Annotated in this window: 13 protein-coding genes; 6 read left to right on the top strand and 7 right to left on the bottom strand. The window is 60.3% G+C overall.

Annotated features, from left to right (window positions below):
- Window positions 1-559: 559 nt before the first annotated feature.
- The 3 genes from FYK55_RS18615 to deoC all read left to right on the top strand — a co-directional run bounded on the left by FYK55_RS18615 (window position 560) and on the right by deoC (window position 5,015).
- Window positions 560-3,244, top strand: a complete 2,685-nt coding sequence (locus FYK55_RS18615; protein ID WP_161604620.1) for a PAS domain-containing protein — start codon at window positions 560-562, stop codon at window positions 3,242-3,244.
- Window positions 3,245-3,460: 216 nt separating this feature from the next.
- The gene (locus FYK55_RS18610) at window positions 3,461-4,231 is read left to right on the top strand and encodes a GntR family transcriptional regulator (protein ID WP_150077966.1); all 771 of its coding nucleotides are present in this window, start codon (window positions 3,461-3,463) and stop codon (window positions 4,229-4,231) included.
- A 61-nt stretch (window positions 4,232-4,292) separates the two neighbouring features.
- On the top strand, window positions 4,293-5,015 hold the full coding sequence (gene deoC / locus FYK55_RS18605) for a deoxyribose-phosphate aldolase (protein WP_150077965.1): 723 nt from the start codon (window positions 4,293-4,295) through the stop codon (window positions 5,013-5,015).
- Window positions 5,016-5,104: 89 nt separating this feature from the next.
- Here deoC and FYK55_RS18600 read toward each other — a convergent pair whose 3' ends face one another.
- The 3 genes from FYK55_RS18600 to FYK55_RS18590 form a co-directional block, all read right to left on the bottom strand.
- Complete coding sequence (locus tag FYK55_RS18600) at window positions 5,105-6,226, bottom strand: Gfo/Idh/MocA family protein (protein ID WP_150077964.1); 1,122 nt, start codon at window positions 6,224-6,226, stop codon at window positions 5,105-5,107.
- A 412-nt stretch (window positions 6,227-6,638) separates the two neighbouring features.
- A complete protein-coding gene (locus FYK55_RS18595) occupies window positions 6,639-7,208 on the bottom strand; it encodes a superoxide dismutase family protein (RefSeq protein WP_235908798.1) in 570 nt (189 codons plus the stop codon).
- Between the two features lie 123 nt (window positions 7,209-7,331).
- A complete protein-coding gene (locus tag FYK55_RS18590; RefSeq protein WP_150077963.1) occupies window positions 7,332-7,550 on the bottom strand; it encodes a hypothetical protein in 219 nt (72 codons plus the stop codon).
- A gap of 1 nt (window position 7,551) precedes the next feature.
- On the opposite strand from FYK55_RS18590, the gene FYK55_RS18585 reads away from it, so the two are divergent.
- Window positions 7,552-9,033: a hypothetical protein gene (locus FYK55_RS18585; protein ID WP_150077962.1), complete on the top strand. Its 1,482-nt coding sequence runs from the start codon at window positions 7,552-7,554 to the stop codon at window positions 9,031-9,033.
- 71 nt (window positions 9,034-9,104) lie between these two features.
- Here FYK55_RS18585 and FYK55_RS18580 read toward each other — a convergent pair whose 3' ends face one another.
- The 3 genes from FYK55_RS18580 to FYK55_RS18570 all read right to left on the bottom strand — a co-directional run bounded on the left by FYK55_RS18580 (window position 9,105) and on the right by FYK55_RS18570 (window position 14,986).
- A complete protein-coding gene (locus tag FYK55_RS18580; RefSeq protein WP_150077961.1) occupies window positions 9,105-10,310 on the bottom strand; it encodes a YbaY family lipoprotein in 1,206 nt (401 codons plus the stop codon).
- Between the two features lie 169 nt (window positions 10,311-10,479).
- Window positions 10,480-11,529: a substrate-binding domain-containing protein gene (locus tag FYK55_RS18575; RefSeq protein WP_150077960.1), complete on the bottom strand. Its 1,050-nt coding sequence runs from the start codon at window positions 11,527-11,529 to the stop codon at window positions 10,480-10,482.
- Window positions 11,530-11,794: 265 nt separating this feature from the next.
- Window positions 11,795-14,986 (bottom strand): hypothetical protein, encoded by a 3,192-nt coding sequence (locus FYK55_RS18570; RefSeq protein WP_150077959.1) that lies wholly within the window; start codon window positions 14,984-14,986, stop codon window positions 11,795-11,797.
- Window positions 14,987-15,233: 247 nt separating this feature from the next.
- Here FYK55_RS18570 and FYK55_RS29500 point away from each other — a divergent pair, with 247 nt between their 5' ends.
- Together FYK55_RS29500 and FYK55_RS18560 are read left to right on the top strand one after the other, a co-directional pair.
- Window positions 15,234-15,722, top strand: a complete 489-nt coding sequence (locus tag FYK55_RS29500) for a hypothetical protein (protein WP_201743743.1) — start codon at window positions 15,234-15,236, stop codon at window positions 15,720-15,722.
- 67 nt (window positions 15,723-15,789) lie between these two features.
- Window positions 15,790-20,745, top strand: a complete 4,956-nt coding sequence (locus FYK55_RS18560; protein ID WP_150077958.1) for a S8 family peptidase — start codon at window positions 15,790-15,792, stop codon at window positions 20,743-20,745.
- A 9-nt stretch (window positions 20,746-20,754) separates the two neighbouring features.
- Here FYK55_RS18560 and larA read toward each other — a convergent pair whose 3' ends face one another.
- A complete protein-coding gene (larA, locus tag FYK55_RS18555; RefSeq protein WP_150077957.1) occupies window positions 20,755-22,092 on the bottom strand; it encodes a nickel-dependent lactate racemase in 1,338 nt (445 codons plus the stop codon).
- Between the last annotated feature and the right edge of the window lie 164 nt (window positions 22,093-22,256).

The following is a 22,256-nucleotide window of genomic DNA, read 5'->3' as shown; positions in this document are numbered from 1 at the left end:
AACAGCGGAACGTTGTCAGGGAATTCGCAGGTCGCAGGGGCAGGGAAGAGGGGGAATTGGGGGAACCGCCATTGTTCGCGCAGCGAACGTTAGCGGCTACGGGCTGCGAGCGAATCGACAGGCTCTTTTCCAGATTGGCCGTCAAACGGCGAGCCGCGTAGCATTCATGGGTGCGAACCATGGCTCAGGGCTGGAAAAGCTTGCAATTCCGAGCTCGGATCCGTCGCTGCCAAGCGTGGATCACGTCTCGTGCCGGATCGGTTGATCCAAGTTCCCGAGTCCGTTGCAACGTCCTCGATCGGTCGAAGCGTGCTGGGGCGGTTTTTTGGCCGATGCGGGGCCGGTCTCGCTCGTTTGGGGGCACGGGGGTCCGGCGATCCATTGTCGTTCCGCGTTTTCCTCGCCGCGTTTGACGTTTTCCCCGATGCCCGGCGGACACCGGAAAGATTGCGAGAGAATCGCCGCGACAAACCCGTCGCCCCGGACACTCGGTCGGCATAGATTACTTCGAGTCTTGTTTCCCCCGGATCCTTCGACATTTTGCGTCACGGAACACGGCATGTCCGCAATTCCTCCCGACGAGCTTGGAACGCTGTCGGATTCCCGCACCGATCCTTCCGTTCCCTTCCGGTTGCTGGCCGATTCCGTGGAGCAATTGGTGTGGATGACGCTTCCTGACGGTCAACTGGACTATGCCAATCGTGCTTGGGTCGAGCACACCGGGCTGGCGGCGATCCGAAAAGATCGCGGTGCGTGGAAGGACGCGATTCATCCGGAAGATCGTCCCGCCTTCGATGCGGCCTGGCAGCGTGCGACGGAGCACAACGAGTCCTGGGAGATGACGTTGCGATTGCGCCATCGCGACGGCGGCCAGGACTGGTTCGTGGTTCGGATGCAGCCGATTGCCGATCGTGCCGGACGGACCGTTTGCTGGTTCGGCATCTGTGCGGAGAATCGAACGGCGCCCGAGCAGGAGAACACGATCAATCGGGTGGATCCTACGGCAGCCCCGACCGGCCAACACAATGAGGCCATCGTTTCATCGCAGGAACAAAGTGGTAGCGTCGCTGCGCAGGAACATCACGCCACCGAGGTGGAGACGCTGCGCGATTTGCACTCGTTGAGTCACCGCTTGAAGCAGTCCAGCGATCTGAAATCCGTCGCCCGAGAAACTTTGGAAACACTGATCAAAATGCTTGGGGCCGACATGGGCAGTTTGCAGTACTACGATTCCGAAGCGAAAGGCTTGCGGTACCTGGCCCACCAAGGATTTGATTCCGCGACGTTCGATGAGCAGCAAGTGATTCGAGCCGGAGAGCACTGGTTGTGTAGCCGGGCGTTGGAGAGTTACCAGCGCGTGATTGTGGAAGATTTTCAGCAGGACCTCCATGCGTTTGCCCACCGGCCGACCGCGGAAAGGTTGGGGTATCGCGCCGCGCAGAGCACGCCATTGATTGCACGCAGCGGCAAGGTTGTAGGTATGGTGACCACCTGTTTTCGTGAACCGCGGCCGCTGCGAAAACGCGAACTGCGATTGATCGATTTGGCCGTCCAGCGAATCGCTTACCTGATGGAGTGGACCACCGCTTCGGATCGGTTGCGAGACAGCGAACAGCGGTTTCACACGTTGGCGGACAACATGAGCCAACTGGCCTGGATGGCTGACGAGAACGGTTGGATCTTCTGGTACAACCAGCGTTGGTACGACTACACCGGCACGACGTTGGAGCAGATGCGGGGTTGGGGATGGAAACAGGTGCATCATCCGGAGCACGTTGACGCGGTCGTCAGAAAAATCCGGCGATGCTTTCAAACGGGCGAGAACTGGGAAGACACGTTTCCGCTGCGCGGCAAAGACGGCTTGTATCGATGGTTCCTCTCTCGCGCCGTTCCGATCCGTGACGAAGACGGGCGCGTCATTCGATGGTTCGGGACCAACACGGACGTCACGGAATTGCGTCGTATCGAAAGGGAGCTGCGTCGCGCCCGCGAGGCGGCCGAGCAGGCAAACCGGGCCAAGAGTGACTTTTTGGCCAACATGAGCCATGAGATCCGGTCTCCCATGACCGCCATCCTCGGCTACATCGATTTGCTGACCATCACCTCGGACGCTGATCGGGAGATGGTGGAAACGATCCGCCGCAACAGTCAGTTCCTGCTGGAGTTGATCAACGATATTCTGGATTTGTCCAAAATCGAAGCCGGAAAGCTGGAACTGGATTCCGTCGAGTTCCATCCTCGGACCCTGGTCGAGGACGTGGTCTCGTTGATGCAGGTTCGGGCCGCCGAGCATCAGTTGAAACTGGGGGCCCGGTTTGACGGGCCGATTCCGAATCGAATTCAGGGAGACCCGGTTCGCATCCGACAGATCCTGATCAATCTGGTCGGAAATGCGATCAAGTTCACGGACGTGGGCGAGGTTGGCATCGCGGTCAGCTTTGACGGCGAAGAATCGCAACTGCGGTTCGACGTTCACGACACCGGCATCGGGATGCGTCCCGACCAGCTGGAGCGTCTGTTTCAACCGTTCGAGCAGGCCGACAGCTCGATCACGCGCCAATTTGGCGGCAGCGGGTTGGGGCTGGCGATCAGTCAACGTCTGGCCGAGTTGCTTGGTGCCCGAATCACGGTCACCAGTGAGCTTGGCAAGGGCAGCCAATTCTCATTGATCATTCCGCTTGGCAACGGCGCGGTGATGGAATTGGTCAGCGGTCCGCCTGCCGACGCGCCCAGGCAGAGCGATGACCTGGACGCTGAGGTCCAGGCTGGACGGCAACCTGATCAACCTGCCGACCCGTTGGACCGTGGACGTCAAAGCCAATGGCGGTCGGAGGTCGATCCAACGCTGCCGTTGAACGCACGCGTGCTGGTCGTTGACGATCGCCGCGACATCCGGTTCCTGGTGCAACACGTGTTGCGCAACGCCGGGGCGGAGACGGTGCTCTGTGAAGACGGCGCCCAGGCCGTCGCGACGGTGGAGCAAAGCCTGGCCGATGGTCAGCCGTTCGATCTGGTGGTCATGGACATGCAGATGCCCATCGTGGACGGGATCACCGCGGTGGGGATCCTTCGTGATCAAGGCTACGACCGACCGGTGATCGCCTTGACCGCCAATGCCATGAATGCCGACCGCGAAAAGTGCCTGCAGTCCGGATTCACGGACTACCTCAGCAAGCCGATCGACGTGCGCCAATTGCTGGCAGTGTTGCATCGGCACGTGGCGGCCGACGGGGATCAGCGGTGAATCCGTCTTCCGATTGACCCGGTGGCTAAGCCACGCTACCATTGCCGCCGCGGGCATCACGGTCTGCCAGGCTTTGTCGAAAACCGTGTCACGACGCTCACCAGGGCGTGGCGGTCCGTCGTGTGCCGACGGCCGATACGGGGTTTTGTAGCCGGGCCGGCCACGCCCCCCGCATCCTGGCATGGCAGTTCCTCGGTCCCAGCGGAAAGCAGCGTGATGACGGGTCGCATTCAGCGAGATCCGGTGTACCAGCAGTTGAACGAACTGCTGCGCAGCACGCTCGCGGCCGAATACGGCTGCGGAGACCGTTTTCTGACCGAACGGGAGATCAGCCAGCGGTACGAGGTCAGCCGCGCCACGGCCAACAAGGCGTTGGCCAGCCTGGTCTCGGAAGGCGTTCTGGAGTTTCGCCGCGGCATCGGGACCTTCGTGCGTCGCGACCTGATTGATCACGACGTGCGGTCCCTGGTCAGCTTTACCGAAAAGGCACGCGCTGCCGGAAAGAAGCCGACAACCCAACTACTGACATTCAAAACGATTGACGCCGCGAACCTCGATCCGGCAATCAAGGTGGCCCTTCAGGTTCCGGACGATGGGGATCTTTGGGAGCTGGAGCGGGTTCGATTCGCCGATCAGGTTCCGGTCATTTTCGAACATCGATTCGTCGTGCGGTCGCTCTGTTCGCGGCTGACCCGGGCGCAGGCATCGTCATCGCTGTACCGTGCCTGGACCAATAGGCACCGGTTGGAAATTGAGGGTGCCGATGCCGTCATCCGTGCCATCCTGCCGACGCCACGCGAGGCGGAATGCCTGCACGTCTCTCCCGCAACACCCGTGCTGGAGGTGGTTGCCGTTGGCACCGTTGCACCCGCGCGACCCCTGTGGTGGGAACGCACACTCTATCGCGGCGATCAGTACGAATTCCACAGCCGACTGGGCCCGATTCGTTCCGCCACGCCGGCACGGGGCAAGCTTCGTTCACCCTGATTGGGACGCCCGCGGATCGCGGCGTCCGGTTTTTCCGAGTCAACTTTTCGAGGTTTCAGAAATGGACTGTCAATACACCGACCTTTCCAAGATGATCGATCATTCCTTGCTCAATCCGACGTTGACGGTCCAGGATTTGGAGTCGGGGATCGAACTTGCCAAAGCGTTCGACGTGGCCAGCGTTTGCATCATGCCCTATTACTTGAAGCAGTGCGCGGAAGCTTTGGCCGATACCACGGTCAAGGCTTCGACGACAATCGGGTTTCCACATGGTGGCCACACCACCGCGGTCAAACAGGCCGAGGCAAAGCAGGCGATCGCCGACGGGTGTCAGGAGTTGGACATGGTGGTCAACATTTCCAAAACACTGAGCGGTGATTGGGACTACGTCCGACGCGACATCAAAGCCGTGATCGACGTCGCCCACGACGCAGGCCAAAAGGTCAAGGTGATCTTCGAAAACTGCTACCTGGATGACGCTCAAAAGATTCGCTTGTGCGAAATCTGCACCGAGCTGGACGCGGATTGGGTCAAGACATCCACCGGATATGGGACCGGCGGGGCAACCCACGAAGACTTGAAGCTGATGCGGGAACATGCCGGAGAGCAGGTTCAAGTGAAGGCTGCCGGTGGCGTGCGCGACCTGGACGGTCTGCTGGCGGTCCGTGAATTGGGCGTGACGCGTTGCGGTGCCAGTCGGACCAAGGACATTTTGGATGAAGCTCGGCGGCGCCTGAAGCTGGATCCGATTTCCGCGACCGCCAGCGGCGCCTCGTCGTACTGACGGCGGTGCGGCTCGGCCGGTGGGCTGTGTCGCATCCGGTCGGGAGATGTTGAAGGCCGAATGCGAACCCAACGGTCCGCCCCGTTCGCTCAGCTTGATCGCTGCTGCGGGGCGACGTCCACGCGCCGGCCGGTACGAACGGATTCGTAGATGGCATCGATCACAAGCTGATCGCGAAGGCCTTCTTCACCGGCCACCTTCGAACGCTTGTCTTCCTGAATCGCTTTAGCAAACGCATCCATCTCTTTGGCAAACTGATCGATCTCGGGGGCTTCGATGGGGCGGTCGCCCGCGAATCCCTTGATCCCGCCGTAGCTGTACGCCGGGTCCAGACCGAACTGGCCCTTGGTCGCCGTCGCGGTAAATTTGTTGATTCCGCCGAAGCCGTAAGTGGTCGAGCAGCTGGCAACGACACCGCCGGGGAAATCCATGCTCCACAGGATGGTCTCGTCGACTTCGGCAAACTTCACCGGGTCGGTCTTGATCTCACGCGCCAGAACCGAACGCGGCTCTTCGCCCGTCAGATAACGACACGCCTGCAAAGCGTAGATGCCGACATCCATCAGGGCGCCGCCCCCGGCCAGTTCGTGTTCAAGTCGCCAACGTCTCAGGTCACCGACCGGGTAATCGCCGATCGGAAATCCGAAACCGGCTTCGATGTGCCGCAGTTCTCCGAAGGTTTTCTCCCGGGCAAGTCGCATGCACTCCAGGTGATGGGGTTCAAACTGGCAGCGGTAGCCGACGCCCAGGTGCACCTTCGCACCATCGCAGGCGTCGATCATCTGCCGGCATTCCTGCGCGCTCACCGACATCGGTTTTTCGCAATACACGTGCTTGCCGGCCTTGGCGGAACGGACAACGAACTCCTCGTGCATCGCGTTGGGGAGTACCACGTACACGACATCAATGTCGGGATTGTCTGCGATCTGGTCAAAGTTCCGGTAGTTGTAGATGTTCTTGGAATCCAGATCGTACTTCTTCTTCCATTCTTCGGGCTTGGTTTCCGAGCCGGAGACGATGCCGACCAGTCGACACCGATCGGACTTCTCGAACGCCGGGGCCAATTGGTCGGTGCTGAGGCGTCCCAGACCAACCAGAGCGAATCCCAACCGGTCCTTGGTTGACGAACCCTGTGCGAACAGACGCGGACCGAGTTGTGCGGCGGCGGCGAGCGTCGCAGCGGACGAGACGAACTTGCGGCGATTGGGCATGGCTGGGAGTCCTGCTGCGAAACGGGAGGAAACTGCGAAACGGGAGGAAACGATGGATCGATCGGGGCTCGGTCAAGCCGAAGGCGAAACTGCAAATGGTGTTCCACCTGGTGGCGTCCCTGTCCGAATGACCGACCGACGGCGCGGGTCCGGTGGGTTCGGCGCCGGCGACCGATGACTATTCTCAAGGGGCATCGATTGCCCTGTCAAATATGGCCCGGCGGCGGAGCGTGGCGTTTGGACACGTGCGTAAAGGAAGTCGCGTTCAGGCCATAAGTCAGTCGAATGAAACTCGCCGAATGTCAGCCAATGAAAAACGGCACACCGATTTCAACTCGGCATGCCGTCGATAAGAATCACGCCGAACCCGGGTGGGTGTCCGCGTGGTTTCGATTGGAAGTGCGCTGTCCAATTAGTTGGACTTCTTGACGGTGAACTCCGGGTTCCCGATGCCGATCACGCCGGTTGCGACGCGCGCCCCGGCCGCACCGGAGGGCTGGCTGGCCAGATCATCCTTGCCGGCGTGAACCACGAACGCGCGGCCCAAGATAAAGTGCAGCTTCGTCCCGGACGTGACCACGTCCACCTTTGCCACGCCTTCAGCATCGGCGGTGATGTTTCCCAAGTCGCCGGCATGGCTAGTGCTTCCCGGTGCTCCGTGCTGATGTCCGTCCGGATTGAAGTGCCCACCGGTTGCGGTCCCGTCGGTGCCACGTTCATCGCCAAATTGATGGATATGGAATCCGTGTTCACCCGGCGTCAGGTTGCTGATCCGTCCCCGAATCCGCAACTCGTCACCTTTTTGCATCAGCCGTAGCGTTCCTCGAACTTTGTTGCCCTTGGTCGGGGTGATCACGGCAATGCCGAGCGTCGGTAGTTCGCCGGCGCCATGCTCATGGTGCTCATCTTGGGCACGAAGGTTCGTGGATCCCAACATGGCGACGGTCAGAGTTACGACGGCAAACGTCAAGAAGCGGTTCATCGGTAGTTCTCCAGGGGAGGATATTCAGTGGGAAAAGGTCGGGATTGAAAAACGCATTCCTCTCGGCACCCCAGGCGTGGTGGTTCCGGTGCGTTCCTCGGCAAGCCGATCGGGGTTCACAGTCTACTCGATTGGCAAACCGAATAGGGCGGTCACCTGGCTCGCCAGCAAGCGGGAACCTTCGACGTCGTGACGCGGCGGCGTTTCCAGGCGAACCAGGATCCAGCCGGTACACTGTGGGGCGGCCGGCAGGTGGGTGTGCGCCTTTGACCCCGCCCGCGCCGGCTGCCATCGACCATCGGCGCACGCCCAAAGATCCTCTTTTTCTTCCAGGAACTTCACGATGTCCAACGGTCTCCGGCCAGCCATGACGATGCGATGGTTGATCTTGACCGCGGTGCTGTGGCCGGCAGGTGCCCAGGCCCAACCCGCCGCGGACTCTCCAACCGATGCGCTTTCCTTGCATCCACAAAACAATCGGTACTTCTTGTTTCGCGGCAAGCCGACCGTTCTGGTGACATCCGCCGAACACTACGGCGCGCTGCTAAATTCCGAGTTTGACTTCGAAACCTATTTTCAAGAACTGTCGTCACACGGTTTGAATCACACCCGGATCTTCAGTGGTGCCTATCGAGAAGTTCCCGCTTCATTCGGTATCACGCAAAACCCACTTGCGCCCAGCAATCAGGCTTACCTGTGTCCGTGGAAACGAACGGACCGTTCAAATCCGGATGGAAGCCCGACCTTCGACCTTCGCTCGTGGGACGACACGTACTTTCACCGACTGGATGCGTTGATGCGGTCCGCAGGTCGGCACGGCATCGTGGTCGAAATGTGTTTGTTCTGTCCGATGTACAAGCAAGAACTTTGGGACGTCAATCCGATGAACCGTCGCAACAACATCAACGGCGTCGGGGATTGCGGTTTGAAAGAGGTGTACACGGCCCGCGATCCCGCGTTGTTTGATGTCCAATCGGCACTGGCGGAAAAGATGGTTTCGGCACTTGCCCCCTACGACAATGTCTACATCGAAATCTGCAACGAACCGTATTTCGGCGGCGTGACCGACGGCTGGCAGCGAAAAATGATCGAGGTCGTCCGTGCCGCCCAACAGCGAATTTCGTCTCGGCAATTGATCTCAATCAACGTCGCCAACAAGACGAAGCGGATCGAGAATCCCCACCCGGCCGTGTCAATCTTTAACTTTCACTACTGTCATCCGCCCGTCGTGGTGGGGCAGAACGAGCATGTTCGCGGTGTGATCGGTGAAAACGAAACCGGGTTTCGCGGTAGAGCCGATCTGTTGTACCGGACCGAGGGTTGGGATTTTCTGGTGGCCGGTGGTGGGCTCTACAACAACCTGGACTACTCCTTCAGCGCGGAGCATCCGGCCGGCACGCTGGCCAACTACGATTCGCCGGGCGGTGGCAGCCGAGCGTTGCGCAAACAATTGTCGGTTTTGAAGTCAACCTTCGATCGGCTTCCTTTGGTCGACTTACGCCCGCAACCGAAAGACTTTGTTCGGGCCCCAGATCGATTTGTGGCTTCGGCGATCGGCCAGCCCGGACAGGTGTATCTGGTTTACACCCACGTGGTACTCCCCGATCGTATCCAGCAGGAAGCAGCGGACAACTATCGAAGGGAAAACCGCAACGTGCAGTTGCGTATGGGTTTGCCTGCGGGCCGCTATCGGCTGGAGCAAATTGATCCGATCACGGGGGCCAAGTCGGAGCCTTCCGTGATCGATGCGAACCAGCGAGAAATGGAAATCAATTTGTCGCCGTTCCAAACCGATGCGGCTGTGTTGATCCATAGGCAATCCTGAATGCGACAGCGCTATTGTGTTCCGCGTGCGTGGTTCCGCGGTGCACACCCGTCATCACCAATCGAATCCGATCAGCTTTTCGTGATGCTTTTCATCTGTTCCAGAAGCGTGGTTCGCGAGTAACCCAGTTCAGAGAATCGTCGCATCCACTGGTCCAGTTCGAGCGCCGTGGGGGTTCGCCCGATGACTTCACCAAACACCTGGCGGACCCACACCAAGTTATTGTTGCCCGTGCGATCGTAGTATTCTTGGGATCCCATCAGCTCCAACGGCAGGCGGGACAGACGGTACTGCGTATCGGGCACTTGGTGCCAGGCGGCCAATTCCATCGCTGAGGGACGCCTGCCCAGGTAGCGTTCGTAGGCCGCCGTGACCTGTTGGCTGATGTAGTCATAGTTGGCGTAGCCCGCGGTGAACACGCCGCCTTGATTCACGTTGGTGGCTCCGGTGGCGGCGACATACGACGGGGGATCCAGCCGCAGTTGGACCGAACTCGGGTTTCCCTGTGTCAGCACGTAGGCAGGCTGACGGGTTTCGTAGATCAAACGTCCCCCCGAAGTGACCGATGCGCGGACGCGATACGTGTCGCTGGCGACGATGTAGTTGGGGTCGTAATTCAAGTTGAATGGGATCTGGTTGCTCGAGTAGGGCGGAACCCGAAAGCTGATTTCGCCGTTGCGAACGACGTAGTGCGGACGACTTACGTTCTCAAGCTGCACCGAAACGACGGCGTCGCTCGGAAGTCGGCCTCCCGGAACCAGCAGCGTGCCCGCCAGACCGGCTTGGCGGTCGCTCATTTGGGCAACGATCGATCGCAATCGCAAGGACCGACCGTCCTGAATCAACAACTGAACCCGGCCGCCGGAATCGGCGTGATGATTCAGTTCGTCGCCCAACTCAAACACTTTTCCGGCAACAAGGCCGACTCGGTCGGCGTCGACGCTGACGATCGTGTCGCCACGATTGATACCGGCACGCGCAGCCGCCGAGTTGTTCGCGACTTGGTCCACGACCACCCCGGTGTCGGTGTTGGTTCCGCTGATTCCGAGCGTCCATTGTCGGTTGCCGGAGGAGGCGCCCTGCCAATCCGTGTTCCAGCCGCCATTGTTCCACCCGCCGCTGTCCCAGCCGGAGCCCCAACTGCTGCTCGAGGCGACGTAGGGGGTGTTGCTGTTCCACAAATCCTGCGCCCGAGCGGGTGATGAGGAAAGGCTAAGCACAAGGAAGATCGCGATCGAGGCAGCGACCTGCACGTTAACTGAAGTTGGACGGTTCATGGCAACATTTCAACTCGATGGGTGATCCTTTCGGTGGTCTGGCAGCGTTGCCAAACAAACAGATTCAGCGTTCCAGAGAACGGTTCGGCAGCAAATCAAACCGCGCCGCGCGACAGGAACTCGCGCGGCAGGAATCCGCCGCCGCGGACTTGCCGGGGCCGGGCAAAACTCAATTGGGCGTGGGGGCGGGTGCCGCGTTGGGACCCTTAAAATCGACTTTCAGCATTTCGCCGCGGAGGGTCGGCGGGTCGAACGGGAAGAACCCCGCCAGAATCGCCTGCATCTGTCCCGCTTGGCTCAGTGCGTAACGGACGAACTCGCGACTGGCGATACTCTTGGCATCGGTTTGACCGACATCCAGCACAAGCGAGAACGGACGCACCAACGGATAACGGCCCAACAGAATCGCGTGATCCGTGCTGGGGATCTCGGTCGTCTCGTGTCGCAGATGCAGAGCCTTCGCGCCGTGGCTGCCGCATTTCAGCCCGGAAATGGTGATCGCGTAGGGGTTGTTCTCGATTGCCGCGATCAACTTGGCATTGGATGCGAACGTCGCGGCCGCCGGCCGCATGGTTCGGCCGCGGAAGAGGTAGTCGCGAATGAATTCCGCGGTGCCGCTCTCCGGGCCCCGCGCGATCACGGCGACCGGGTGCTTGGCATAACCCGCCGCCACACCAACGCTGTCCCAAGTGATGGTTTGGTCAGGATCGTTCGCGGCGCAAAACAGCTGGTTCATCTGGTCGTACGTGACCGAGTCGATCGGATTCGCCTCATTGACAAAAATCCCCAAGGCTTCTCGGGCGATCATGACGGCCACCGGCTTTTTCAGTCCCCGCTCGCGGAGCTTGTTCAGGTCTTCCTCGGTGACTGGTCGGGAAAGCATGCCCACGCTCGTCGGATTCTTTGCCAGCCGGTCAAAGACGGTTTCAGAGCCCTCGGCGGAAATCACCACCTTGCACTCGGGGTGAAACTTCTTGAAGCCGATCGCCCATCCGTGGGCAAGGGTATCCATACTGGTCGATCCGAAAGCATCGACCTCGGCAGCGACTTCGTTTTTCGGAAGGTAGGGGTCAATTGCTTCGAGCACCGCACGAATTTCTTCGACCGACGCTTCTGCATCCGTCGCCGCGGCCGGCGGAGATTCCGCCAAGGACATGCCGGAAAGGATCAGGCTGGTGAACAGCGGAAACAAGAAACCAAAACGCGCGAACGGGCTCATGGGATTCTCCAGGACAAGTTCTTAAGCCGAAAAAGTAGCAAGTCCTGGAAAATCAGAAAACATCAGTTCTTGGGGAGCCTTTGGGGGTTCAGGGATGTGAGGCGAGTTGGCGACCGGGCGGTCCCCGGGTGTTGGGGCGGGATTTGGGAGGCCGGGCTTTTCGAAGGTGGGACTCGGGCGCCGGCGGAGCCGGCAAGACATCGGGTTCCAAGGTGGGAGCCTTGGAACCAGTGGGAGTTGCTGCAACGGCGGCGACCGCCGAACTCTATTCGTCTTCGGACTTTTCCTTGACCAGGATCAGCGGGTCTTGCTGTTTGATCGTGTACGACGATTCGCGGTCGTTGCCGCGAAACGCAACGGGTGGGTGCGTGACCGGATAGGTCATGGTGAAGCTGCCATCCTTGTGGCTGTTGGTTCCCACGCAGTTGGTTGCATCCACGTCCAGGGGCACCGGAAAACCATACACGCTTTCGTTCGGTACCGGTTGGCCCTCCGGATCCAACAGCTTGCCCGATTTCTTGACCACTTTCACCAAATCGATTGGCTCGAGATGACAGGATGGCGTTTCCGCATCGATCTGGTGATAACCGCCGAATCGGCCTCCCCGCCACAGCCAAAAGTCGATCGACCGATACTGGTTCTCGTAATATTGAGTCACGTCAATGTCCAACGTGCCAGGCAGCACATAGGCTGTGAAGCGGCCGCCATCATCCGTTGTCGCGGTCTGATACCATGCCCATTGGCCGGATCGGTAGCCGGACTTGATTGACACGGAAAGATCATTGGCGGGTTCCCAGCTCTTCTGCACCCGGATCGAGCCCTGGATCTTGATCGGACGAATGGTTTGCAATTCGACGACCGCCTTCTGTTGCGTCACGATCTCCGTCGGGTCCCACTGCAATCGGAATTGGGTCGATTCCGATTCGTCCAGGTAGTTGGCATAACCTTCCATCAGGTGTTCGATTCGGAATTGGCCGTCGGGTGTGACTTCTAAATTGGCCCAGGAGTGTTGCGTGGCCAAGTCGGCATCCGGATGGTCGCCTCCGTAGGCACGTGTGTAGACGACTCCTTTCAATTCAGCCGGATCGTAACTGCCGAGGTTCCTGATGCGTCCTTCGATCGCCCCCGTCGGGCGAAGTTGGATAACGGTTTCATCGTTGGCGAGTTGGCCGCGGATGAATCCGGTCGATTGATTGCCAAAGGCATCCGAAAAGAAGGCGATCCGTTCGACCTCTTTGGGTTCAATGCCCGGCAACGTGACCTGTCCTTTTGCGTCGGTCGTTTGGCTCAGTCGCGTGTCGATCAGTTGTGGCGGAACGTCTCGTGGAATCTTCAGCGGAACGACGCGAACGTTGCTCGCCGGCTGGCCGGAGGGATCGAGCAGCTTCAATCGGATCCCTTCGCGATTGACCGTTAATGTTTTGCTGAGATCATCTTTCCGTTGCCAATTGCCGATGGTTGTCGCCACCGGCGCCCCGTCCGGCGTGATCGCCCACACCGCCAGCCAATCAAGTGTGTCATCGGTGTTGTACCGAAACTCGGCACTCCCCTCTTTGTTCGTGACCGTCTGACCTAATTGGATCGGCGCCTGCCCCGGATTCCCGACGGGGTTGGAACGAGAGGTAAAACTGTCCGATGTGAACAGGTAGACCTGAGCCTCGGCGACCGGTGCACCGTCGGGGTCATTGACAGAGATCTTCAGTACGGCCTCTTTTCCCCTCGGTTCCGGTGACGGGACTCTCAAATCGCGGGAGATCGTTTCATAGATTTTTCTTCCCCCGCCGAGGGTGCAGTTGGTGTCAAGCAGGTTCAACCACCGAAGGTTTTCCAGGGAGTGCAACGCGGGCAATCCGCGATCGTTGACGGGCGTTCCTGCCAGATTGATGGAGCGAAGTTTGGAAAGCTTTGCCAACGACTGGAGTGCCGCATTGGTCATTTGATCGCTCCGTACATCGATGACTCGCAAGTCCTTCAGGTTGACCAGGTGTTCAAAGCCGGCGTCGGTGCAGCGGGTCATCCCCAAACGCAGTTCCTGGAGAGAAGAGATTCGAGCGATCGACCGCAATCCGTCATCGGTCAATTGGTCACCGCGAGCACACAGCACCTGCAAGTCCGCCGCCTCAGCCAGCGCGGCCGCATCCGCATCGGTAAGTTGCGTGTCCCAAAGTCGAAGCTTGTGAAGATTGGGCGCGGCAGCGATCGATCGCAGCGCCGCGGGCGGGACCGATTTCAAGTTCGGGCCGAGGACTTCCAAGGTGGAAACTGAAGAATCCGCAAACGCGCGGAGCGAATCGGCCGTCAAATGTTTCCCACTGAGTCGAACGTCGGTCAGCTTCGGATCGTCACTCAGAACTTCCGCGGCACGGTCGCTGATCCGATCGCTGCCAACGTTCACGCGGCGGACGCTGGGGACTTCTCCAATCAGTTCCAACTGGTCGTCCAGCGCGTTGGCCCAATCCAAATCGCTGGGGGCATCACTGGGTTGTCGGTCCCCCAGCAAGTCGCGGTCGCCCCAAAACGTTCCCCCGTTGATTCGAATCCGTTCCAGCGCCGAGATTGAATTTGGGTAGAGCGGAATGTCGGACAATTCGTACCGCTGGTAGGGACGGGTTTGAAGACGGTACGCCTTGATATCCGCGACAGGAATGCGGAACCGCGTTCGCACGAGCAGCGCCGTGCCGTTTCCGCCTTTCGCGACGAGGTTGAACGCCGCGAAATGGATTTCGCCCTGCTTGTCTTCGGCGACCACGCGGACATCCTGTTGCCGCGTCTCTGGCAAGAAGGCTTCGACGCCGTCGGCTCCCAGTTTTCCGAGCTCGAACTGGACGTCGTTGCCGTCGCCGGGACGGCGAGGCGTCACTGCGACTGTCTCCCACGGCCCATCGGAAATGCTGACATCGACATCGGCTGTCGCATCCAACTTGTCGCGGATCAGACGAATACCAATGGAGTACTCAACCCAGCTCAGCTCGTCGGGTTGGAACGGCGCGCCGCGGTCCTCGGCCTGTTTCTTTAACGCTTCCCAGGACTGACCGTCCGCCTGTTCGGGCAATCGCAGCGTGAACTTCTGCCCCTCGACTTTGCATTGAATCGAGGCGGTCGGTGGGACGCGAGCCGTTAGCACGAGGTGCCGGCTGATCTGATTGGGCTCCAGTGATTTCAGTGGCTTGTCTCCCGGTTTGGCAGCTTTGAGGTCCGGCGCATCGGCAAGAGCTTGCCCTTCGTAGTCCCACCATTGATGCTGATCGAGCGGCGACGCACAAACGCCCACAAGCTGGATGTCGGGCGTCACCGGCTGGTCAGACTTTGGTACCGGAACGGAATCTCCCAGGGCACGTCCCGAGTGCAACATCATTGCCAACAACAGCAGGACGGTTTTGGAGCAAAACTTGGCTTCACCCACGAGGACAGCGGGCCGAAGGTGGCAATCGGACAAATCAAGAAATCGAGTGATCACAAAGTTTCCCGTGGAGAAAACGCGGCGGTGAAAGGTGGGGGAACCTTCCCACGCTAACGTGCCGGATCGGCCGACGCAAACTCACGCGGTCGAGCGAGTTGCAGCCTCTGCACGTTCGGGACCGCGACCGCACCATGCTCTCAGACGTCGCAAAATCTGTCAGAATCTCGTCTTTGCCCGACACGATTTCACCCAGCGTCAGATCATTTCCACGACGTTTTTCAGAGCAGGTCTTCAGGGAGCCGACATGTTGTTATCGAATCGAATCCTGGCGTTTTGGATCCTGGTCGGAATGGTTGTCGGTTCCAGCTCGGCCGCACCGAGTCCGCCCTATGACAATCCGCCAGCGATCGAACCGCCGTACTATCGAGTGCGGTACGAGGCATCGGAGCGTCCGGGGGAATTGATCTTTCCGGTTTCGTACACCGTCTGGATCCCGCCCACGGCGGACACGTTGCGCGGTGTGATCGTGCATCAGCATGGATGTGGCGAAGGATCCTGCAAGTCCGGCCAGACGGGCGCGTTTGATCTGCACTGGCAGGCGCTGGCACGGAAGCATCATTGTGCCCTGCTGGCTCCTGCGTACGAGCAACCCCAGCAGGTGCTGCCGGTGCGCGAATCCGGTCCGGTCGGGAAGCTTGGTCTGGTTGTGTCGATTGGGTCGGTGCCGAACCGCGGAAAAGTTACCTGCGCGTCATCACAGTCCGTTGACGTGCGATTGCAAAAAGGATTCTGATTGATCGAGCCCATTCGGCACCCCCCGGTCAATTCGACATAACAGCTGTCACAGGAATCTTGATTCGATGTTTCCTAACCCGCCCGGACGCTTTGCACAGTCCCGATATCGCTGCCTGACACGTGGGCTTGAGAACTTGGAGAGACGTTGCCTGTTGAGTTTCGACTATGCGTCGATGGTCCAGGTGGCACCGGGCTTGGCGGTGGACCCGGGCGACTACGAGGAAGGCAGCCTGCTGGTCAAATACAAACAAACGGGCATCGGCGCGGTTCGCGTGACCGAATCACTCGGCGCAACCGTCGGCCGCGCGTACACCCAGATCCCCGGTCTGCATCAAGTCAAGTTGCCCTCGGGTGTGAAGGTCGCGGACGTGTTGCCGCGTTTTCGAAACAACCCCAACGTGCTGTACGCCGAACCGGACTTCCGATTGCACACCACGGCGTTGCCGAACGATCCGCGCTACGATGAATTGTGGGGATTGAACAACACGGGCCAGACCGGAGGAACGGTCGATGCGGATTCCGACATTGCCGAAGCATGGGATATTGCGACGGGCAGCAATTTGGTCGTCGCCGTGATCGATACCGGTGTTGACTATCTGCACGAAGATTTGGCCGCAAACATGTGGGTCAACGCCGGCGAGATCCCCGGCGACGGGATCGACAACGACGGCAACGGATTCGTCGACGACATTCACGGATACGACTTTGCCAATGACGATCCGGATCCGATGGACGATCAGGGGCACGGGACCCATGTCGCCGGAACAATCGGTGCGGTCGGTGACAATGGGATCGGCGTGGTGGGCGTCAATTGGGACGTCCAGTTGATGGCGGTCAAGTTTCTCGACGCGACCGGGAACGGGACGACCAGCGACGCGGTCGATGCGATCAACTACGCGGTGGCCAACGGCGCCCAAATCGCCAACGCCAGCTGGGGCGGCAACGAGCCCTTTTCTCAGGCGCTTTATGATGCGATCGCGGGTGGACGCGATGCGGGCCAGATCTTCATCGCCGGCGCCGGAAACGGAAACGCGTTTGGGTTCGGACAGGACAACGACAGCAATCCGTTCTATCCGGCCAGCTACGACCTGGACAACATCATCTCGGTCGCGGCAACCGACCACAACGACGCCCGCGCCACGTTCTCCAACTACGGCATCACCAGCGTCGACTTGGCCGGCCCCGGCGTCTCGATCTTGAGCACGCGTCCGGGCAACAGCTATGAATTGCTCAGCGGGACTTCGATGGCTACCCCCCACGTCGCCGGTGTTGCCTCCCTGGTCTGGCAGCACAACCCGACGTGGACCGCCGATCAGGTGATTGAACAGATCCTCAACAGCGTCGATCCGGTTTCGTCGATGCAAGGAATCACCACCACCGGTGGGCGCTTGAATGCCGCCGCGGCACTCGGCGAACCGGTTCCGCCGCCACCCCCGCCCCCGCCGGCAACCCTGCCGGTCAGTGAAGACTTTGAGGATGCGTTGGCGCAGGATTTCCAGGTCCGCGTTGGCACCTGGGGCGTGACTTCGGGTCGCTATGCGATCACCCCGGTGATGGGAGATCCGTCGGCGAGCGCCGTCAGCACCGTTCGTTTGGAAACTCCGCTGGCGGACGACATGGAGGTGTTTGCGACGGCGAACGCGGCGCCGGAAATCGGGTTCTTCTTCAATTACTTAAGCAACGGCTACATCGTTTTTGATTATCAGGACAACTTCGACTTCAAGTATGCAGGGTTCAACGTCGTCTCCGGTCAATGGGTGATCGGACAGCGTTCCGGCAGCGGCTGGCAAAACCTGGCGACGTTGTCCGATGCCGGAATTGCCGCTTCGACCGACGTGGGGATGCGGCTGACGATCGAGGATGGTCAGTCCGTCACCCTGTACGGGAAAGGGGCACCGGTCCTTTCCCACTCGTTCGCAGAATCGGTTGTCGACGGCCAGGTCGGTGTGGGTGCCCAGAACAGCCAGACGGCTTTTGACAACGTGTACGTCAACACGTTTGTCTCGGCGACCCCGGCGGCTTTGCCAATCCAGGAGGATTTCTCCGACGGCACCGCGGACAACTTCCAGCCGCAGACCCCCGGTTGGTCGGTCAGCGGCGGCGCTTATCAAGTCGATGCGTTCACCGGGGCCAATGCGTTTAGCACGTTGCAGGTTGACGGGGCCCTTCCGGCCGACTTGGAACTTCGGGCGACCGCCAACGTCCACGCACCGTCGGGCTCTCAGTCTTCGAACGCCTTGCTGGTTTTCGACTACCACAACGAGAACGATTTCAAGTTTGTCGCCGCGTATGCCGGCACCGACCAGTGGGTCATCGGCGTTCGCGGCGCGGGCTGGACCACGGTGGCTGAAACTTCGGAAGCGGTGGAGACGAATGTCGACTACGACATGCAGGTCGTGATCGAGGATGGTTCCAGCGTGACGCTGTTGGTCGACGGAGTCGTCAAGGCGACGCACACGTTCGCTGATTCGGTGACCGACGGCGTTCTGGGATTGGGGACGCTGAACGCAAGTGTGCATTTCGACGATTTGGTCGTCCAGGAATACCTGCCGCCCCCGCCACCGCCGCCGGGCAGCCTGCCGATCGTGGAGGACTTTTCGGACGGCCTGGCAGATTACTTCCAGCCACAACTTGGCAACTGGTCCGTCAACAACGGGCAGTACTTTGGCAGCCCCTCCGGCGACGCGTTGAGCACGTTGAACCTTGCCGAAGCGTTACCGTCGGATCTTGATTTCCGTGCCACCGTGGCGGTCCAACAGCCGACCAGCGGTTTGTACCAAAACGCTGTGATGATCTTTGACTATCAGAGCCCGACGAACTTCAAGTTTGCCGGTGCCTACGCCGGCACGGACCAGTGGGTGATTGGTCAGCGGACCAGCCAGTGGGTGACCCTGGCATCCGCCGGTGCGGCCGTTGATGTTGGCGTCGACTACGATCTGCGGCTGGTCATTCAAGCAGGGAACCAAGTCGCGTTGTATGCCAACGGCGCTTTGCAGACCACCTACGCATTCTCCGGTTCGGTGACCGACGGCGCTATCGGATTGGGAACCTGGAATGCCTTGGCGCGGTTCGATGATGTTTCCCTGCAGACGTACGTCGCGCCCCCGCCGCCACCGGCCGCGTCGCTTCCGTTGTCGGAAGATTTCTCCGACGGCGTCGCCGACTTCTTCCAACCGCAAGTGGGTGATTGGCTGGTCAACGCGGGACGCTACCAAGGCAGCCCTTCCGGTGATGCGGTCACAACCTTGAACGTCGCGGAACCGTTACCGACGGAGTTGGAGTTCCGGGCGAGTGTGACGGTCCATCCGCCGGCATACGGTTTCTATCAAAACGGTTTGCTGATTTTCGACTATCAAAGCCCGACCAACTTCAAGTTTGCGGGTGCCTACGCCGGAACGGATCAGTGGGTGATCGGGCATCGGACTTCCCAGTGGATCACCGACGCTTCGGCCGGGGCGTCGATTGACGTGGGGACCGATTACGAGCTCAGCGTGGTGATCGAAGGCGATCATCAGGTGACGCTGTTGGTGGATGGCGTTCCGCAAACCAGCCACACGTTCTCCGATTCGCTGACCGACGGCGATCTCGGGTTCGGGACCTGGAACGCCGTGGCCAGCTATGACGACGTGTCGGTGCAGTCCTACGTCGCTCCGCCGCCGCCGCCACCGCCACCGGCCGGAACGCTTCCCGTCGCCGAGGATTTCTCCGACGGCGTCGCCGATTACTTCCAGCCGCAGGTCGGGGATTGGGCGATCAACGCCGGACGCTATGTGGGGACACCCGCCGGCGATGCCGTCAGCACGCTGGCGCTTGACGCTCCGTTGCCGTCGGATCTGGAATTTCAGGCCACCGTCAACATCCAGCCGCCCAGCGGCGGTTTGTATCAGAACGGTTTGCTGGTCTTTGATTATCAAAGTCCCACCGACTTCAAATTCGCCGGTGCTTATGCCGGCACGAACCAGTGGGTGATCGGTCATCGCACGTCGCAGTGGGTAACGGACGCCTTCGCCGGTTCCACGGTGAATGTCGGCGTTGACTACGACTTGCGGTTGGTAATCGAAGGCGGTAACCAGGTGACGTTGTGGGTCGGTGAGACTCCGCAAGTGACGTACAGCTTCGCGGAATCCGTCACCGACGGCGATATCGGTTTGGGAACGTGGAACGCCGTGGCGAAGTATGACCAAATCGTCGTTCAAGCCTACACGCCGCCGCCTCCACCGCCCGCGGCCGAGTTGCCGGTGCAAGAAGACTATTCCGATGGCCTGGCCGATCTATTCGTTCCTCGCCGTGGAACGTGGACGGTCAGTGGAGGCGAGTATCACGCTTCGCCCAGCGGTGACGCGATCAGCACATTGGAGCCCGGCGGCGCCTTGCCCACCGACCTGGAGTTTCAAGCGACGGCGCGGATTCAGCCGCCGACCTATGGCGTCTACCAAAACGCGGTCGTGATCTTCGACTACCAGAGTCCGACCAACTTCAAATTTGCCGGCGCCTACGCGGGCACCAACGAGTGGGTGATCGGGACTCGGACATCCAGTTGGACTGTGTTGGCTTCCTATGGCGAGACGGTCAATGTCAACGTCGACTACACCCTGCGTCTGGTGATCGACGGCGACCACCAAGCGACTCTATTCGTTGACGGCCTTCCCAAGACGACGCATACCTTCAACGGATCGTTGACCGACGGTTCCGTGGGGCTGGCAACCTGGAACGCGATTGCCCACTTCGACGACGTTTCCCTGCAGGCGACCGGCACGTCCGTTGCCGCATTGACAGTGGGCACGTCCGTTCTGCCGGAAACCAACGCTGATCTCTCCGATCCTTTGTTGTCGCTGCCCGCCGCTTCCTCGCGTCGGTCGTCTGCCGGGATCGGGGCATCACCGTCGGACACGTCGGCCGGCGCCGCGTCACACGGTCGCGGAAATGGCCGACCCGGGTCCCCGCAATCGATTTCTTCGGAATCCCCGCTGGATCAGGTCTTCGCCGAACTGGAGTTCGACCTCATGGGAGACCTGAGCTGACGGAAGACGCTATCGGGCGGAGCCCATCGTGGTTCCGATCGGCGGGACGCGTTCGTCGCCGACGAACGGAATGACGTAGGGGCCTTCGGGAATGACGGCCACCGAACGCTTCCCGTGACGTCGCAGGCTTTGCCGGATCGTCGCATCAATGTCCTCGGTGGGCTCAACGCCGGTCAGCATCCTTTGTTCGGCCGCGAGCGACGAATAAAGATGGATCCGCCCGCGCTGCATGACCTTGGTTTGCATCTGCGACTGCCATTCGTCGGCGTCGGCGAGCGGTTTCCCCGCGAGTGTGGCCAGAAAGTCGGATGGTCCCAGTTGGGTCAATCGTCGTTGCGCATCCATGAACGCGGGTGAACCCACCCCTTCGCTGCACTGGGATGCGATGATCAGGTCCCCGCCGGGACGTAGAATCTCCATCGGGCCCACCATTCCTTTGACCGTCTGGTAGTAGGTCTTATCCAGCGGGTAACCGGCGGCGCTGGTGACGACGGTGTCATACGCGTGCGGGACTTCGACCCGGCAGTACCGTCCGATCACGTTCACCGCTTGCTGGTGACTGGCCGTGATCTCTCCGAAATTGACGAAAGAAAGCTGTCGCTGCTCATCGATCACGGTATTCAAGGCGTAGGCTCCGCCGATCATCCGAACGATTTCCAGTTGTTCCTGATGCAGCGGGTTTTCATCCAGGTTGCAGTTGCGTGCCTCAGGGTCCGACATGAACGCATGGTTGTGAAACGTCTTGATTGTATCGGCGTGCGCCAATCCGGGGGCGATGACTTTGCGGCCGCCGGAGTACCCGGCCATGAAGTGCGGTTCCACGAGCCCGGTTGCGATTCGCAGGTCGGCCTGAGCAAAGCGGCGGTCGATCTTCACCGGGGTTCCGCGGGTCGGCGTCTTGCCCAAGTCCACATGGTCGCTGTCACATGTGGCGTCGTGATTGACGATGGTCGTCTGTTCCAGCACCCACGGGTCCCCGATCAGTTCCGCCAGCTCGGGACCCAAATTGGGTCGGTGCAATCCCGTTGCAACCACGATCGTGATCCGATCCGCGGGCACGCCCGCTTCGCGAAGCGTTTCAATCAGTGGTCGCAAAAACAAATGGTTCGGGACGGGCCGCGTGATGTCGCAAATCGCGATGCAGGCGGAGGAGGCCTGGGCGGCACGTTGTTTCAAAGTCACCGTGGGCACATCCGACGCCGTGACGGGTCGTTTGAAGGCGGCGTGAACCGCGGCCACAGGATCTTCCAGCGTCGGCATCTCCGGTTTGCGGATCAAGTGGACGTCCGCGTCATCCGGAAGCGTGATGGTCAGCTCGCCTCGGCCGTACCGCAAAGAGCACTGCATGAAAGAAACTGGTGGAAGGAGAGTTCAAACGGTGGGCTTGACGTTCCCATTGATCCTGGCGTCCGGTCACGCCTCTGGCAACCCGGAGGAAAAGGGGACGGGGGTGAATAAGGGACGGAAAAGGGGACGGGGGTCAATAGCCGGAACGGCCCTTCGGGTGCTTT

It is taken from the genome of Roseiconus nitratireducens, assembly GCF_008629675.1.
Taxonomy (GTDB): Bacteria; Planctomycetota; Planctomycetia; order Pirellulales; family Pirellulaceae; genus Stieleria; species Stieleria nitratireducens.
This window is presented reverse-complemented; position numbering and strand designations above follow the sequence as displayed.

Coding starts and splice junctions, on each gene's coding strand:
- FYK55_RS18615 (WP_161604620.1), top strand. CDS start 560: ATGTCCGCAATTCCTCCCGACGAGCTTGGAACGCTGTCGGATTCCCGC.
- FYK55_RS18610 (WP_150077966.1), top strand. CDS start 3,461: ATGACGGGTCGCATTCAGCGAGATCCGGTGTACCAGCAGTTGAACGAA.
- deoC (WP_150077965.1), top strand. CDS start 4,293: ATGGACTGTCAATACACCGACCTTTCCAAGATGATCGATCATTCCTTG.
- FYK55_RS18600 (WP_150077964.1), bottom strand. CDS start 6,226: ATGCCCAATCGCCGCAAGTTCGTCTCGTCCGCTGCGACGCTCGCCGCC.
- FYK55_RS18595 (WP_235908798.1), bottom strand. CDS start 7,208: ATGAACCGCTTCTTGACGTTTGCCGTCGTAACTCTGACCGTCGCCATG.
- FYK55_RS18585 (WP_150077962.1), top strand. CDS start 7,552: ATGTCCAACGGTCTCCGGCCAGCCATGACGATGCGATGGTTGATCTTG.
- FYK55_RS18580 (WP_150077961.1), bottom strand. CDS start 10,310: ATGAACCGTCCAACTTCAGTTAACGTGCAGGTCGCTGCCTCGATCGCG.
- FYK55_RS18575 (WP_150077960.1), bottom strand. CDS start 11,529: ATGAGCCCGTTCGCGCGTTTTGGTTTCTTGTTTCCGCTGTTCACCAGC.
- FYK55_RS29500 (WP_201743743.1), top strand. CDS start 15,234: ATGTTGTTATCGAATCGAATCCTGGCGTTTTGGATCCTGGTCGGAATG.
- FYK55_RS18560 (WP_150077958.1), top strand. CDS start 15,790: ATGTTTCCTAACCCGCCCGGACGCTTTGCACAGTCCCGATATCGCTGC.
- larA (WP_150077957.1), bottom strand. CDS start 22,092: ATGCAGTGCTCTTTGCGGTACGGCCGAGGCGAGCTGACCATCACGCTT.